Source organism: Lipingzhangella halophila (assembly GCF_014203805.1).
GTDB lineage: Bacteria > Actinomycetota > Actinomycetes > Streptosporangiales > Streptosporangiaceae > Lipingzhangella > Lipingzhangella halophila.
Genome location: NZ_JACHJT010000001.1, coordinates 5,905,153 through 5,920,545, shown reverse-complemented (window position 1 = coordinate 5,920,545; position 15,393 = coordinate 5,905,153). Strand labels below are relative to the sequence as shown.

The 15,393-nt window shown below is 69.7% G+C and carries 12 protein-coding genes and 1 pseudogene; 6 read left to right on the top strand and 7 right to left on the bottom strand.

What is annotated here, in order from left to right; translation table 11 throughout:
• From F4561_RS26990 to F4561_RS26970, 5 genes and pseudogenes are all read right to left on the bottom strand, one after another.
• Nucleotides 1-320, bottom strand: a pseudogene (locus tag F4561_RS26990) (hypothetical protein); the annotation flags it as partial.
• Between the two features lie 7 nt (nt 321-327).
• Nucleotides 328-1,536, bottom strand: a complete 1,209-nt coding sequence (locus F4561_RS26985; RefSeq protein WP_184582946.1) for a TadA family conjugal transfer-associated ATPase — start codon at nt 1,534-1,536, stop codon at nt 328-330.
• Nucleotides 1,533-2,642, bottom strand: a complete 1,110-nt coding sequence (ssd, locus tag F4561_RS26980; RefSeq protein WP_184582944.1) for a septum site-determining protein Ssd — start codon at nt 2,640-2,642, stop codon at nt 1,533-1,535. The genes F4561_RS26985 and ssd overlap by 4 nt, the downstream gene beginning before the upstream one ends.
• A gap of 209 nt (nt 2,643-2,851) precedes the next feature.
• Nucleotides 2,852-3,601, bottom strand: a complete 750-nt coding sequence (locus F4561_RS26975; protein ID WP_312885562.1) for a class I SAM-dependent methyltransferase — start codon at nt 3,599-3,601, stop codon at nt 2,852-2,854.
• Nucleotides 3,602-4,324: 723 nt separating this feature from the next.
• Nucleotides 4,325-5,140 carry a Fic family protein gene (locus F4561_RS26970; RefSeq protein WP_184582940.1) on the bottom strand — a complete coding sequence of 272 codons (816 nt, stop codon included), beginning with the start codon at nt 5,138-5,140 and terminating at the stop codon, nt 4,325-4,327.
• A 134-nt stretch (nt 5,141-5,274) separates the two neighbouring features.
• Between F4561_RS26970 and acs the strand changes: the two genes are divergently transcribed.
• Nucleotides 5,275-7,254 carry an acetate--CoA ligase gene (acs, locus tag F4561_RS26965; protein ID WP_312885561.1) on the top strand — a complete coding sequence of 660 codons (1,980 nt, stop codon included), beginning with the start codon at nt 5,275-5,277 and terminating at the stop codon, nt 7,252-7,254.
• A 238-nt stretch (nt 7,255-7,492) separates the two neighbouring features.
• On the opposite strand, the gene F4561_RS26960 is transcribed toward acs, so the two are convergent.
• The gene (locus tag F4561_RS26960; RefSeq protein WP_184582938.1) at nt 7,493-7,855 is read right to left on the bottom strand and encodes a winged helix-turn-helix transcriptional regulator; all 363 of its coding nucleotides are present in this window, start codon (nt 7,853-7,855) and stop codon (nt 7,493-7,495) included.
• 115 nt (nt 7,856-7,970) lie between these two features.
• Between F4561_RS26960 and F4561_RS26955 the strand changes: the two genes are divergently transcribed.
• From F4561_RS26955 to F4561_RS26935, 5 genes are all read left to right on the top strand, one after another.
• Nucleotides 7,971-9,509 carry an MFS transporter gene (locus F4561_RS26955; protein WP_312885560.1) on the top strand — a complete coding sequence of 513 codons (1,539 nt, stop codon included), beginning with the start codon at nt 7,971-7,973 and terminating at the stop codon, nt 9,507-9,509.
• A gap of 223 nt (nt 9,510-9,732) precedes the next feature.
• Nucleotides 9,733-10,161, top strand: coding sequence for a phage holin family protein (locus F4561_RS26950; RefSeq protein WP_246437298.1), 429 nt, complete (start codon nt 9,733-9,735; stop codon nt 10,159-10,161).
• Nucleotides 10,162-10,190: 29 nt separating this feature from the next.
• Complete coding sequence (locus tag F4561_RS26945; protein ID WP_184582934.1) at nt 10,191-11,102, top strand: alpha/beta fold hydrolase; 912 nt, start codon at nt 10,191-10,193, stop codon at nt 11,100-11,102.
• 56 nt (nt 11,103-11,158) lie between these two features.
• Nucleotides 11,159-11,668 (top strand): DUF309 domain-containing protein, encoded by a 510-nt coding sequence (locus tag F4561_RS26940; RefSeq protein WP_184582932.1) that lies wholly within the window; start codon nt 11,159-11,161, stop codon nt 11,666-11,668.
• Nucleotides 11,669-12,119: 451 nt separating this feature from the next.
• Nucleotides 12,120-14,537: a sodium-translocating pyrophosphatase gene (locus F4561_RS26935; protein WP_184582930.1), complete on the top strand. Its 2,418-nt coding sequence runs from the start codon at nt 12,120-12,122 to the stop codon at nt 14,535-14,537.
• Nucleotides 14,538-14,738: 201 nt separating this feature from the next.
• On the opposite strand, the gene F4561_RS26930 is transcribed toward F4561_RS26935, so the two are convergent.
• Nucleotides 14,739-15,341: a TetR/AcrR family transcriptional regulator gene (locus F4561_RS26930; protein ID WP_184582928.1), complete on the bottom strand. Its 603-nt coding sequence runs from the start codon at nt 15,339-15,341 to the stop codon at nt 14,739-14,741.
• Nucleotides 15,342-15,393: the final 52 nt, after the last annotated feature.

Sequence of the window (15,393 nt, the reverse complement as noted above, 5' to 3'; positions counted from 1 at the left end):
GGCCGGCCGGCACGAAGCTCCGTGGCCAGGCCGCGGCAGAGCTCGATGGTTGCGCGCCTGCGGCGAGCCCGCGCCCGCCCGAGCACGGAGTCGAGAAGGTGGTGCAGTGCCGCCCGCGCTCGCGTGGCGCGGCCGCCACCCTCGGGGCGTCTCCGCTGCGCGGCCAGGGTTCGCACCCGCAGCACGGGCGCACCGGGCAGCAGCCGGAGCAGGCCCCATCCGCCGGCGCCGACGAACAGCAGACATCCCGGAAGTTCGGGGGCGAGGAGCCACGCGGGCGGTGCTGTGAGCCACCCGCCCGTGCCATCGAGACCAAGCACAGCGGGGTCACCCCTCGACCGCGGTGGCGGGCAGCCAGTGTGCTCCCACGAGGGACGTGAGGTCACGGAGCGCCTCGTGCCGCACGAGGTCCCCGCTCGCGGTGAACTCGACCGCGGGAACGGCGCGAACCAGGCCGCTGGTGCCGCGCCGCAGCGTCCGGATCTCGGCCACGCGGCGCGCTCCGGACGGCTCGCGGACCAGGTGCACCACGAGCACCCGGGTGGCGGCGAGCTGGCTGTGCACGGCCTCGCGACTGAGCCCGGCGGCGCACCCGAGGGCCTCAATGCGCGCGGGCAGGTCGGCCGCCGCGTTGGCATGAACCGTACTTGCTCCGCCTTCGTGGCCAGTGTTAAGCGCGGCCAGCAGGTCAACGACTTCGCTGCCTCTGGCCTCTCCCACCACGAGCCGGTCGGGGCGCATGCGGAGGGCCTGGCGCACCAGCTGGTGCAGGCTGACCTCGCCGATCCCCTCGATGTTGGGCGGTCGGGCCTGCAGCCGGACCACGTGCGGGTGTTCGGGCCGCAGCTCGGCGGAGTCCTCGACGAGCAGCAGCCGCTCGCTGGGGTCGACCAGGGACAGCAGGCACGACAACAGGGTGGTTTTGCCTGTGCCGGCACCCCCGCAGATCAGGAATGCGCACCGGGAGGTGGTCAGCGCCCGGAGCAGGTGGGCGCCGCACGGCGGGATGCTTCCGGACTCGACAAGCTCGGCGAGGGAGAACACCGACTGCCGAGGCAGCCGCAGGGACAGGCAGGTGCGTTCGGGCGCCACCGGTGGGAGCACGGCGTGCAACCGGGCACCGGAAGCGGGCAGTCGGGCGTCGACCCAGGGTGCCGCGGCGTCCAGCCGCCGGCCCGCCTGCGCCGCCAATCGCTGGGCGAGCCGCCGGACGGCGTCGTCGTCGGGGAAGTGGACCCCAGAGACCCGGCGGAGGCCGGAACCGTCGTCGACCCAGACCTCCGACGGCCCGTTGACCAGGATGTCGGTGATGCGTGGTTCGGCCAGCAGCGGGTCGAGCGGCCCGGCTCCGGTGAGGTCGGCGCGCAGCAGCCGGACAATCGCGAGGATCTCGGCGTCGCCGAGAACCCCGCCCTCGGCGCGCAGCGCGGCCGCCACGCGTGCGGGCGAGGGCTCGGCGCCCTCGCGTGCCAGGCGGGCGCGCACCGCTTCGAGGAGGACGGGGTCGGGCGCGGGGGTGTGAGATGCGGTGGTCATCCGCTGGCCTCGGCTCGTGTCCAGTGCCCGTGGACGTCCGCGACGACTTCGTCGGCGAACTGGCGCAGCGGGGACCGGGGACGAGTGGCCGGGATATCGCCCTGCCGGAGGGTGCGGGTCAGAGCGGGCTCGGTGGCGATGTCGCCGGCCAGCGGCAGGCGCAGGGCGTTCGCGACCGTTTCGGCGGGAAACGCGGGAGACGCGCCACGAACGACCAGTCGCAGGTCGGCGACCTGGTCGGTCAGGCGGGCGGTGAGCCGCACCGCTGACATCACGGCGTGGACCTCGGCGGGGACCACCATGAGGGCCGTCGAGGTGCGCCGCAGCACCTCCTCGGCGCCGGGATCGGGGCAGCGGGGAAGGTCGGCGACCACGAGGTCGGCCCCTCGGGTCGCCGACGCGAGAACAGCGCGCATCGCGGTGCTGGGAACGGCGCGCGCCGGCCCGTGCGACCACGTCACGAGGACGACACCGGAGGCCTCGGGAAGCGCCTTGCGCAGCGCCGGCCAGCTCATGCGCCCCTGGCGTTGCATGAGGTCGTCCCAGCGCGCCCCTTCGGCGTGTTCCTGCCCGAGGAGCAGGTCGAGCCCGCCTCCGTGGGGGTCGGCGTCGACCAGAGCCACCCCTTGGCCGGCCCGCTCGCCCGCCAGCGCCAGCGCGACCGCGAGGAGGCTCGCGCCGGCGCCTCCCCGGCCGCCGATGACCGAGACCACGCGGGACCGGTCCGTGCGTGTCTCGGTGGACTCGGCAAGGAGGTCGGCCAGGTGGGTCTCGTCGCGGGGCAGCGAGAACACCGTCTGCGCGCCGATCCGCAACGCGGAGTCCCAGGCCGGGCCGGAGCCGTCGGTGGAACCGGGCGTCTCGGGCCCGGCCACCACGACATCGGCGCGGCGTTCGGGCTCCAGTGCCGCCAGCGCGGGCAGGAGGTCGGTGCCCACGACGACAAGGGGCGCCGTTGGCCAGTCGCGTCCGGCGTGCGCGGCCGCGTGCGCGACGTTCGCCTCGACGCCCGCGGCCGCCGCGAGGCGGAGGAGGTCGTCGAGCAGGGTGGGATCATCGGTGATGAGCAGCGGGCGCTGATGCGTGTGCTGCGGCTGGGCGTCCATGGGGCCTCCCGGTGTGCGTGAGACGTGCCTCCACGCTCACCGGACGGCGCCGGCACCCGAAAGCCGTATCCACGGCCTGTGGACAGCGTGCGACCGCCCGGAGCGCCATGCTCGCCCGAACCGGCGCCACGGTGGCACCCCGGATCCCCGCCGATACGGGAGGGAGCCGCTAGCCGTGCGGAGCGGTGCGCGGCGACGAGCGCCGGCGGCTATCCGGTCCCCCGCTTCTTCCGACCGCTGATGAGCACGCCCCGCTTGGTGAGGGTGAGAGGGGTGGGCACCCGGCACGCCGCCGCGGCCGCCCGCTCCGGCGGTACCTGACGCCCGATCAGGTAGTCGCGTACGGCGCCGCTTGAGGGCAGGTCGATCAGTGGCGCGTCCCAACGGTGTGCGCCGATCGAGCCGAAAACCGACGCGACGAGCGCCGGCGCCTCTTCGGCGTCGAAGCTGGTCGCTACCGGCCGCCAGACGTGCGCGAGTTCCGGGCTGTCGCCGCGGCTGATCGCGGTGGCCAGGAACAGCCCTCCGGGTTTGAGAACGCGATGGGCCTCGCGGATCGCCGCGGTCGGCTCGTCCATGTGGTCGAGCACGGTGACCGCTGCGGCCGCGCTGGCGACGCCGGAGGCCAGCGGGAGCGCTCTCGCGTCGGCCCGCACCGCTGTGCCGGGGTGGGTGGCCGGCATGGTCGCCGACGCGTCGACGCCGATGACGCGGACCGGGGGCGGATGAGGCAGGACCGCCGCCAGGGCGCCGTCGCCGCAGCCGATGTCCACCACGGTTCCGCTGCCAGCGCACTCGCGGAGCAGGACGTCCGCGACCAGGGGTGCGTACCGGGCGCTCTGAGGTACCTGTCTGTGACGGCGCTGGCCAGGCGGAAGCGTTCCGGATCGGAGCCGTAGTCGCTGGGTACGGTCACGGTCCCAGCGTGCGGTACGGGGCTCGCGGCGGCCAGCGGCCACCGCGGAGCCCGCAAAATAGGGACGGCCCCCGCCGGGGGGAGAGCGGGGGCCGTCTAACGGTCCGGCTCTGGGGGGGTAGAGCCGGCTCCGTTTTCCAGATAAGGCTTTTTCGTGACACTCGTAGCCCTACGGTCCGCACGCGGTAGCGACCATATCGTCACACAAGTGCGGGGGTCTTGGGTACGTAGGGGCTGAAACCTTGGTAACGCGCACGTGTCGTCCGGTCCGGAACTTCGCCCCGGGGCGAGGGAAAGGGGGCTCTCCTCCGCCGGTACGAACAGTACGTCTGCACCGAGGTAACAGTTCTAACACGCAACGTTAGCACGGTACGTACACCGCCAAGCGGGAACGCGTTCGTTCGAGGGCTTTTCAACGCGCTTGTGGTGACGTAGAACGGAAAGTACAAGGTGGGGTGGACCCACTAGACACGGAAGCCGGGTACCCACGCGTCACTGAGCCGCGGGAGGCACGTCTAGATCAGGCGATGGCCTGGTCAGACTATGGAATCGCACGCTTGATAGCCCGGTGGAGGTGTCGGCGGCGGCGCCTTGAGCCGGGCCCTGAGGCCGCTCGGGGCGCCGTTCGCTGGGTGCGCCCGATTCGGACGCAAGCCCGATTCGATCCTTCTCGTCCAGAACACAATGCAATAGATCTGTGATGCACGAGAAGGCCCGCTCGGCACCATGGGCAACCGTTTCCGGGCCGACGGGCGGCCATGACCACCTACCCGCGCTTCAGCGCCTCACATGTGGCGAGCGAGTCGCGTGCTCCCTCGGCGACCGCGTCGCAGCACAGCACGACCCATTCCGCCACCCCCTCCGGGGTGCCCGTGAGGTACTGGCGCAGCGCCGGCGTGTACCGCTCGCGCAGTTCCAGGTACCCCAGCTCCGAAGGGACCAGCGCCTTCGGGTCGAGGCCGCGCTCGACCAGCGTCAGCCGTTCGGCCGCGCGCGCAACGACCCCGTCGCCCCAGCCGAACGGGCGCAGCGCCATCAACTCACCGTGCACGATGGCGGCAACGACCAGGGCCGGCGCCGAGGTCCGGGTGGTGAGCAGGTCGGTCAGTGCGTCGAGCCGGATGGACATCCGCGCAGGGTCCGGGGCCGGCCCGACTCCCATGGGGTCGGCGGCGTGGTCGTCGTCGGTCCGCGGGCGGCCGAGCCCGGCGCTCGGCACGGCGTCGGCCGCGGCCAGCGTGTGCAGCCGCGCCAGGACCTGGCGCGGCGCCTTCGGCCAGGTCTCGACGAGCGTGCCCATCTCGCCGGAGACGCGCAGCGCCCCCTTGACGCGCGGTTCGTCGTGCTCCCCGGCGCGCACCTGTTCCAACGGGGCGTCCGCGGCCCCCTCCAGGATGGCCGACGCGCGGGCACCACGCAGCGCGGCCTCCATGGAGACGTCGCTACTGCGCCGCCGCAGGATGCGATGGCCAAGGAGGCTATCGACGATAGCCCGCGTTTCGCGCACCGCCTCGGCTATTCCGGGCAGCTCCGCGATCCGCTGCAGTGGGTCAACTGACTCTGACGCTCGTACGGCACTCACATCTCCGAACCCTATGCGTCCGGCTCACCGGCGACTTACCTCGCACGCCTCTTGTGACCGCAACAGCCGGGTTGATGAAGTGTTGTCGACTACATGATTTATTGGGTGAGACCGCAACAGTAAGGAGCATCACAGTGGCTGAGACTCCCCAGGAGCAGGGGCACGAGACACTGTCCAACCTTCTTCAGGAGACGCGGAGGTTTCCACCGCCCGCGGATCTTGCTGCCAGTGCGAACGTGCGGGCTGACGCTTACGACGCCGCTGCCGCCGACCGGCTCGGCTTCTGGGAGGAGCAGGCGAGCCGGCTGCAATGGGATCAGCCCTGGACCAACGTCCTGGAGTGGAACGAGCCCTTCGCCAAGTGGTTCACCGGCGGCACCCTCAACGCGTCCGTCAACTGCGTCGACCGGCACGTCGACGCGGGCAACGGCGACCGGGTGGCGCTCCACTGGGAGGGCGAACCGGGCGATACCCGCACGATCACGTACGCCCAGCTCAAGGACATGGTCTGCCAGGCGTCGAACGCCTTGCTGGAACTCGGCGTGACGAAGGGCGACCGCGTCGCCATCTACATGCCGATGATCCCCGAGACCGTGGTCGCGATGCTGGCGTGCGCCCGTATCGGCGCCGTCCACATGGTCGTGTTCGGTGGTTTCTCGGTCGACGCGCTGGGCACCCGGTTGGACGACAGCGAGGCCAAACTCGTCATCACAGCCGACGGCGGGTACCGCCGCGGCAGCCCGAGCAGCCTGAAGCCCGCTGTCGACGGCGCGGTCAAGGACCGGCCCGCCGTCAAGAACGTCCTTGTTGTGCGCCGCACCGGCCAGGACGTCGACTTCGACGAGAGCCGGGACCTCTGGTGGCACGACATCGTCGACCGCCAGAGCACCGAGCACGAGGCGCCGCCGCACGATGCCGAACACCCGCTGTACATCATGTACACCAGCGGGACCACCGCCAAGCCGAAGGGCATCCTGCACACCACCGGCGGCTACCTCACCCAGGTCTCGTACACGCACTGGGCGGTGTTCGACCTGAAACCCGAGTCGGACGTGTTCTGGACATCCGCGGACATCGGCTGGGTGACCGGCCACTCCTACATCGTCTACGGCCCGCTCTCCAACGGAGCGACCTCGGTGATGTACGAGGGCACGCCGGACACGCCGCACCAGGGGCGGCTGTGGGAGATCGTGCAGAAGTACCGCGTCTCGCTGCTCTACACGGCGCCGACCGCCATCCGCACGTTCATGAAGTGGGGCGAGGACATCCCCGCGCAGTACGACATGTCCAGCCTGCGGGTACTCGGCACGGTCGGTGAGCCCATCAACCCCGAGGCCTACACCTGGTACCGCAAGAACATCGGGGGCGACCGCACACCGGTGGTCGACACCTGGTGGCAGACCGAGACCGGCGCGATCATGGTCTCTCCGATGCCGGGTGTCTCCTCTGGCAAACCGGGCGCCGCTATGCAACCCATCCCCGGTGTCGTCGTCGACGTCGTCGACGAGAACGGGGAGTCCGTTCCCAATGGCGGGGGCGGCTACATCGTCGTCCGCGAGCCCTGGCCGGCGATGCTGCGCGGCATCTGGGGCGACCCGGAGCGTTACAAGAAGACGTACTGGTCGCAGTTCGAGGGCCTGTACTTCCCCGGCGACGGTGCCAAGCGCGACGAGGACGGCGACATCTGGCTTCTCGGCCGCGTCGACGACGTCATGCTGGTATCGGGCCACAACATCTCCACGACCGAGGTGGAGTCGGCCCTCGTGGCGCACCCGAGTGTCGCCGAGGCGGCCGTCACCGGAGCTTCCGACCCCGTGACCGGGCAGGCCATCGTGTCGTTCGTGATCCTGCGCGGCGAGGCCGGTGAGGGTGGCGAGGCGTTCGTCAAGGAGTTGCGCGACCATGTCGCGGCCTCGCTGGGCCCGATCGCCAAGCCGCGGCAGATCATGGTGGTGCCGGAGCTGCCGAAGACCCGCTCCGGCAAGATCATGCGCCGGCTGCTGCGCGATGTCGCGGAGAACCGCGACCTCGGTGACGTCTCCACACTGACCGACTCCCAGTCCATGGAGACGATCCGGCGCAAGTTCGAACAGGGGAGTGGCAGCGAGGACTGACCGCTCCTCGTCGCACGTGCGGCTGTGGCGCCCGGTCGGGGCCGCAGCTCTCACGGTGCACGCCGGCCCCGGGTTCTCCCGGGGCCGGCGGCCCGACAGCGCACCGCATCCTGTGTGCTGGCCAGCCACCTCGGCCGCAACCCGTCCGGTGCCGATCCGGCGGCGGCGATCGCCGAACGCGCGCGGGTGCCCGGCCCCGGTGATCGGGTGCCGGGCTACGCCGGCTCGAAGGGGACCGTCATACGGCCGGGTTGTTGGCGGTTGCCCGGGTGGCTTGGGTCTCGCGGTACCACTGCCCCCATTGGTCGAGCTGGGCGGCGATGCTTTCGAGGCTGCGTCCGGTATCCGTCAGCGAGTATTCGACCTTGGGGGGTACCTCGCGGTAGATGGTCCGGACGATCAGCCCGTCGGCCTCGAGTTCACGCAGCTGCCGGGTCAGCATCCGTTGAGTAATGGTGGACAGGGCGCGTTTGAGCTCTCCGAAGCGCAGGGGGCCGCCAAAGAGGTGGTTGAGGATGGCGAGTTTCCACTTGCCGCCGAGCACGCTCATGGCCACCTCGATCGTGCAGTAGTCCGGCATCTGCTCCACGTCTTCGCGCATGACCTTCCGTCTTTCCTCGCCGACAGGTTGACCTGCAAAGGTATACAACTTGGCACTACAGCACAAAAAAGACAGTACTTGCTGTGAATGGAGGTAGCTGGGGAGCCTTCTCTGCGTGAGTACTGAGCCTTTGTCCCGGACAGGTAGCGCTCCCGAGGCCCCAGGCGTTGCGCCGGTGCGGCGGTGGGCTGTTCTGGGGGTGCTGTGTACGAGCCTGCTGCTCGTCGGTATCGATCTGACAGTGCTGCACGTCGCGGTGCCCACGATCAGCCGCCAGCTATTGCCGAGTACGGCCCAGCTGCTGTGGATCGTCGACATCTACCCGTTGACAGTGGCCGCCCTGCTGGTCACATTCGGCACCCTCGCCGACCGGTGGGGCCGTAAACGCCTGGTTCTGAGCGGGTTTGCCGTGTTCGGGCTCGCCTCGGCCGGTGCGGCGGCCTCGGGCACCGCGGACCAGCTCATCGTGGCGCGTGCGGCGCTCGGGCTCGGCGCGGCCATGATGATGGCCGCGACCGTAGCCATCATCCGAAACGTGTTCGTCGACCGGCGCGAACGTGCCCTCGCACTCGGGCTGTGGACCTCGGCCAACAGCGTCGGTGCCGCACTCGGCCCCGTGCTGGGCGGACTGCTGCTGCAGTATTGGTGGTGGGGAGCGGTGTTCCTGGTCAACGTGCCCGTGGTTGTCCTCGCCGTTGTGGCGGGAGCCCGTCTCATCCCAGAGTCCCGCGATCCCGCGCCCCGCCGGTGGGACGGGCTCAGCGCCGCGATCTCGGTGGTCGGTCTCGGCGCCGTGGTCTTCTCCCTCAAGCGCATCGCTGAACAGGTTTCGCTGGATGCGGTCGAGCTCGTCACCGGCGCGGCGGGGCTGGGCCTGTTGGTGTGGTTCATCCAGCGGCAGCGCCGCCTGCGCCACCCCTTGCTGGATCTCTCGTTGTTCTCGGATCGGCGTTTCTCCGCGGCAACGCTGTCCGTGTTCGTGTGCTTCGGCTGCTATGCCACGCTGCTGTACTTCGCCACCCAGCTGCTGCAACTCGTAGAGGGCTACTCGCCCCTGCAAGCGGGCCTGGCGTTGGTGCCTCTGGCGGTGGCCAGCGCGCTCGGAGCGGTGCTCGCTCCCCGGCTGGCCGCCTGGTGGACGTACCGTTGGGGGATTGCCGGTTCTTTGGCCATGTTCGGTGCGGCGTTTGTCGGCGTGGCCGGCATGCTTGCGAGTGCCGTACAACCCGGTGCTGTCACCTCGGGGGCTCTGCTCATCGTCGCTGGCCTTGGGGCTGGCGTGGTGATGACACTCGGCGCCGATGCCATCATGACCACCGCCAGCGCTGACCGCGCAGGCGAGGCGGGGGCGATCCAAGAGACCTCCTTCGAACTCGGCTCCGGGCTGGGCATCGCCGTGCTGGGCTCGGTCCTGGCCATCGCCTACCGCCTCCTCCTGCCCTCCCTGCCCGCCGGTGCTGATGCTCGTTCCGGTGACTCGCTCGGCGCCACACTCGAGTTCGCCGACTCACTCGGACCACGTGCCGAAGCGGTACGTCAAGCCGCGCAGCATGCCTTCACCCAGGGATTGGCCGCCGCATCCCTGATTGCCGCAATAATGTTGATCATTACCGCCGTCGTAGCCGGAGTACGCCTCCGCGGTACGGCGGGCTGAGCATTGCGGCACACCCAACGCGCCTCACTGGATTGGCGGCTTCCGCGCGGCCCGGCCTCTGTGCGGCGTCTCCCCGCACCGCCTCCGCGGTTCGGAGGCGGCGCGGTCCACCGCGGTTCCACTCACGAGACGCGGGAATACTCGCGTGCCAGGGGGCGTGGCGGTGCCGAGAGATGTGGAAGGATGCGGGGGGACATTTGTCCGAATGAAGGGAGCCACCTCGATGTCTGAGAACCAGTCGGGGGGCCGGGAGGAGTTCGACGCCGCCGAGCGTTCTCTGGGCGAGCTTGTGTCCGAGGCCGGCGGGAACATGTCCCGGCTTGTGCGTCTTGAGCTGGAACTCGCGAAGCTGGAGCTCGCCCGGGACGCTCGCCAGGTGGCCAAGGGCTCCGTGATGTTCGTCGGTGCCGCGGTGCTGGCGCACATGGTCCTGATCCTGGCCTCGGTCACCGTCGGGCTCGCGCTGTGGAGCGCTGGGCTCGCGCCGTGGCTCGCGTTCCTGATCGTCACCGCTTTCTACCTGGTGCTCGCCGTGGTCCTGGTCCTCATCGGGAAGCGCCAACTCACCCGGATGCAGGGGCTTCCGCTGACCAGCTCCACGATGTCGCGGACCGCCGCGGTCCTGCGGCGCGAGCACCCCGCCGAGTTTTGAGGCGGACCTCCATAATGACCTGGTGAGGGATGCCTGAGGAATCGGCCGTCCTGATCGACGGGCCGTGGACGCACCGCACGGTCAGCGCCGCCGGAACGCGCTTCCACGTCGCTGAGGCCGGCGACGGCCCACTGGTGCTGCTCCTGCACGGCTTCCCGCAGTTCTGGTGGTCCTGGCAGGAGCAGATGACGGCGCTTGCCGCGGCCGGATACCGCGCTGTCGCGATGGACCTGCGCGGATACGGGGCGAGCGATAAGCCTCCGCGCGGCTATGACCTGATCACCCTGGCGTCCGACGTCGCAGGGCTGATCCGCGCGCTTGGCGCGGCCAACGCTGCCGTGCTCGGCCATTCGATGGGCGGGTTGCTCGCCTGGACCCTGGCCGGCTACTTCCCGAAGTCGGTGCGCCGCCTGGCGGTGCTGTCCATGCCGCACCCACGGCGGCTGCGCGGCTCGCTGCTGACGTCCGGCCAGGGATGGGCCGGGCGCCCGTTCCTCGGGTTCCAGGTCCCGATGGTGCCCGAGCGCCGCCTTGTGGCCGACGACGCCGAACTGGTCGCGCGAATGCTCAGAGCCTGGTCGCGGCCGGGGTGGCCGGACCCGACCACCGAGCGCCACTGCCGGGACGCCTTCCAGATCCCCGGTGTGGCGCACTGCGCGCTCGAAGGCCACCGCTGGCTGTTCCGCTCGCAGGTGCGGCCGGACGGGCGGCGTTACATGCGCCGGATGCGCAAGTCGATCGACGTTCCGGTGCTGCAGATCCACGGTGCGCTGGACCCGTTCCTCCTTCCGCGCACCGCCCAGGGGTCGGGGCGCTACGTCGACGCTCCCTACCGCTGGCGAATGGTCGACGGCGCCGGGCACTTCCCGCACCAGGAGCAGCCCGACCGCGTCACCGGTGCACTGCTGGGCTGGTTGCGCGACACCGAACCGGATATGTAGCCGCCTATCATGGAGGAGGACGTTGGGCGCCGGCCGCAAGAGGGGAACGATCCGGGATGAACACGATCGGGCGAACCAGCGACCGCGACCGCGACACCGAAGGGCGCGCCGAGAACCAGCGCCCCAGGGACCGCTACGGGCGCCCGCTGCCCCACGGCTCGGCCGAGGGCATCCCGCGCATCCCCGGCGACGCGGTGTTCACCCCCGACGAGGGGCTCGACAAGGCGCAGGGGCTGCTCGACGACGGATACGCCTTCCACGCGCACGAGGTCCTGGAAGCTGTGTGGAAGAGCGCTCCCGAGGATGACCGGGAACTGTGGCGCGGCCTCGCGCAGCTCGCGGTCGGGCTGACCCACGCGCAACGGGGTAACCGGGTCGGGGCGGCTCGCCTGCTGCGCCGCGGGGCCGAGCGCGTGGCCGACTACGGCCGCGTGGCCCCCAACAACGTCGACGCTCTCGGTGCGGCCCGGTACGGTAGGAGCGTCGCCGACGAGCTCGACGGCGACGGCGATGCCGAGCCCGTCATCGACACCAGCGGGTTGCGGCTCCGCAAGGTCGGTCGCTGAACCGCCGCGGCGCGCCCGGAAGGCCATAGAGCACCCGAACGACGCCGAACGCCGGTGGATCCGGCGGGTGTCCCCTACGGCAGGTATCCGGAGGGCAGTGTGTGCGGGCTTTCGCCCGCTCCATCCTTTATGTCGTCTTGATTCCCTTTTGCGAAATTAGAGCAATTCTTCCCCTTTAATATGAAATCTCATATTATTCGGGTCGCTCTCTGGTCACGTTTCACTCCCGCCACACAGAAGTTGTGGCCCTCCCCTCACTTTTGGCGACACTGGTGCGTAGAATCCCGGAGCATCGTGCCTGCTGCGAACAGTGGGGCCGATGAGCTGAATTGGTAGTGGTGGCAGCCGAACAACCCTGCTACGCGTGCCGTCGGGTCGCCAGGGCGGCTCAATCCGGACGGCGGTACGGCCAAGCGCGGGGCCGGTACATGCTCGTCGCAAGGAGGACGGTTTGTCTGGGCACAGCCTCGCCGCGCAAAGCGGCTCGGCTCTTGCCCTGGAAGGCATGAACTTCACACTGGTCGGCCTGGTTGTGGTGGTGGCGCTGCTCGCGCTCGCTACCGCGGGTTGGCTGGTTCGTGAAGTGCTCGCTTCCGGGCAGGGCACAGAGCGAATGCAGAACATCGCGCTCGCGGTTCAGGAAGGCGCGGCGGCGTATCTGAAACGCCAGTTCCGCACCCTGATCGTTTTCGTCATCGTTATTCCGCTGCTTCTCCTGCTGCTTCCCGCGGAGACCGAAGCGGTTCGGTACGGACGATCAGTGTTCTTCGCGTTGGGCGCGGTCTTCTCCGCCCTGACCGGGTTTATCGGTATGTGGCTCGCGGTGCGCGGAAACGTGCGCGTCGCCGCTGCCGCCCGAGAAGGCGGGGAGAACAGCGAGCGGACCGCCATGCGCATCGCGTTCCGCACGGGCGGGGTCGCCGGAATGTTCACCGTCGGCCTCGGGCTCCTCGGCGCGGCGATCGTGGTCCTCGTCTACCAGGGCCAGGCCCCCATCGTGCTCGAAGGATTCGGGTTCGGCGCCGCGTTGCTCGCCATGTTCATGCGTGTCGGCGGCGGTATCTTCACCAAGGCCGCCGATGTTGGCGCCGACCTGGTCGGCAAGGTCGAGCAGGGGATTCCGGAGGACGACCCCCGAAACGCCGCGACCATCGCCGACAATGTGGGCGACAACGTCGGTGACTGCGCCGGCATGGCCGCCGACCTCTTCGAGTCCTACGCCGTTGTGCTGGTGGCCTCGCTGATCCTCGGCCGGGTGGCGTTCGGCGTCGAAGGGCTGGTCTTCCCGCTGCTCGTGCCGATGATCGGGGTCATCACCGCCATCATCGGTATCTTCATCGTCGCACCGCGGGCCGGTGACAAGAGCGCGATGTCGGCGATCAACCGGGGCTTCTTCCTTTCGGCGGTGATCTCGGCGGTCCTCGTCGCGGTGACCTCCTTCGTCTACCTGCCGGGCAGCTTCGCCGACCTGAACGGCGTGGACAACGAGATCGCCAGCCTCGACGGAGACCCGCGGATCATCGCGATCGGCTCGGTGCTCATCGGCCTCATCCTGGCCGCCGCGATCCAATTGCTGACGGGCTACTTCACGGAGACGAACCGGCGTCCGGTCAAGGACATCGGAAAGAGCTCGGAGACCGGGCCGGCGACCGTCATCCTGTCCGGAATCTCGGTCGGCCTGGAGTCAGCGGTCTACTCGGCCCTCCTCATCGCGGGGGCGGTCTACGCGGCGTTCCTGATCGGTGGGCAGTCGATCACCATCAGCCTGTTCGCGGTCGCGCTGGCCGGCACGGGCCTGCTGACTACGGTCGGCGTCATCGTGGCCATGGACACGTTCGGCCCGGTGGCCGACAACGCTCAGGGCATCGCGGAGATGTCCGGAGACGTCGAAGGGAAGGGCGCAGACGTCCTGACCAGCCTGGACGCCGTCGGCAACACAACGAAGGCCATCACCAAGGGCATCGCGATCGCGACGGCCGTACTCGCGGCGACCGCGCTCTTCGGGGCGTTCCGCACCTCGGTCGAGGCAGAGCTGGGCGCGGCCGCGGACACGTTCAGCCTCTCCATCGACGAACCGAACGTCCTCGTTGGCGTGATCATCGGGGCGTCGGTGGTGTTCCTGTTCTCGGCTGTCGCCATTATGGCGGTCGGCCGCGCCGCCAGCCGTGTGGTGGTCGAGGTACGCAACCAGTTCCGCACCCGGCCAGGGATCATGGACGGCACGGAGAAGCCCGAGTACGCCAGGGTGGTGGACATCTGCACCCGCGACTCGTTGCGGGAGCTGATCACACCTGGCGTGCTGGCCGTTATGACCCCGATCGCGGTGGGCTTCGCGCTCCAGTACGCGTCGCTGGGCGCTTTCCTCGGCGGCGCGATCACCGCGGGTGCGCTGATGGCGGTCTTCCTCGCGAACTCCGGTGGCGCGTGGGACAACGCCAAGAAGCTGGTCGAGGACGGCCACCACGGCGGCAAGGGATCGGACGCCCACGAGGCCACGGTCATCGGTGACACGGTCGGCGATCCGTTCAAGGACACCGCGGGCCCTGCCATCAACCCGCTGCTGAAGGTGATGAACCTGGTTGCGCTGATCATCGCGCCGAGCGTGGTGATCTACCAGGACAACACTGTCCTGCGGCTGAGTATCGCCGCCGTCGCTGTCGCACTGATCATCGGCGCCGTCCTCTGGACCAAGCGGAGCGCTGGTGACGAGCCGATGGGAAGCGTCACCGCGGGCGAGGACGAGACTCCGAGCGTGGACGCGTCCGCGGACAAGGTTGACCCGGTCAAGTCCTCCGTGGAGGAGCCCGAGGGCGAGTCCGGCGAACAGAAGGAGCAGGAACCGGCCGCCGATGGCGGTGCCAAGGACTGACCGTCCCGGCCACGCCCGTAGTGCCGCACCGCGACCGCCCCGGTCCCATATGGGACCGGGGCGGTCGTCTCGTCCCGAGGGCACCCACCGGTGGAGCCGCCAAGGCGTGGTCACCGGTCCTCGTGTCGACCGCCCGTACGCACCGGCTCAGCCCTGTTCCGTGGCGGTGTCGCGGTGACCATGTGTGGCGCGAGGTCGCGGTCAGGGTATGCCGGATGGTCGTATTCCCGTGAAGAGGATGTCCAGTGCGCGGTGTTGGAATCGCGCGCTCCACTTGTCGGTGACCGCTTCCTGGCAGATCGCCGCGAGCAGGGCGACCAGCTCGCCCGGTCGCAGGTCGCCGCGGACGGCGCCTGCCTGCTGAGCGCGGTCGAGCAGCTCGTCGACGGCGGGCCGGAGACGCGTGAGGGCGTCGCTGACCTGGACCCGAGTTCCGGTCTCCGCGAGCCGTTCGAACACGGCCCGGTTCTGGGCGCTGACCGCCATGACACGCTCGCAGAACGCGAAGAGGGCGGTCACGGCATCGGAGTCGTTGACCAGTGCGTCGACCTCGGTGACGAGCTGGTCCAACAGGTTCATCACCACGGCCTGGAGCAGTTCGGGTTTGGTCGGGAAGTGTCGGAACACCGTGCCGATCGCGACGCCAGCGTGCGCGGCCACCGCCTCGGTCGAAGCCGACGCGCCGTGCTCGGCGAACACGGCCTCGGCCGCAGCGAGGATGTGCGCCCGGTTGCGGCGCGCGTCGGCACGGACTCGGCGCTTATCAGGGTCGTCGCTGGAGGACGGCGCACCGTCTCGATACATCGGATCTCCCCGTAGACAAAATGAGTCGAACTCATTATGTTGCATCATGAGT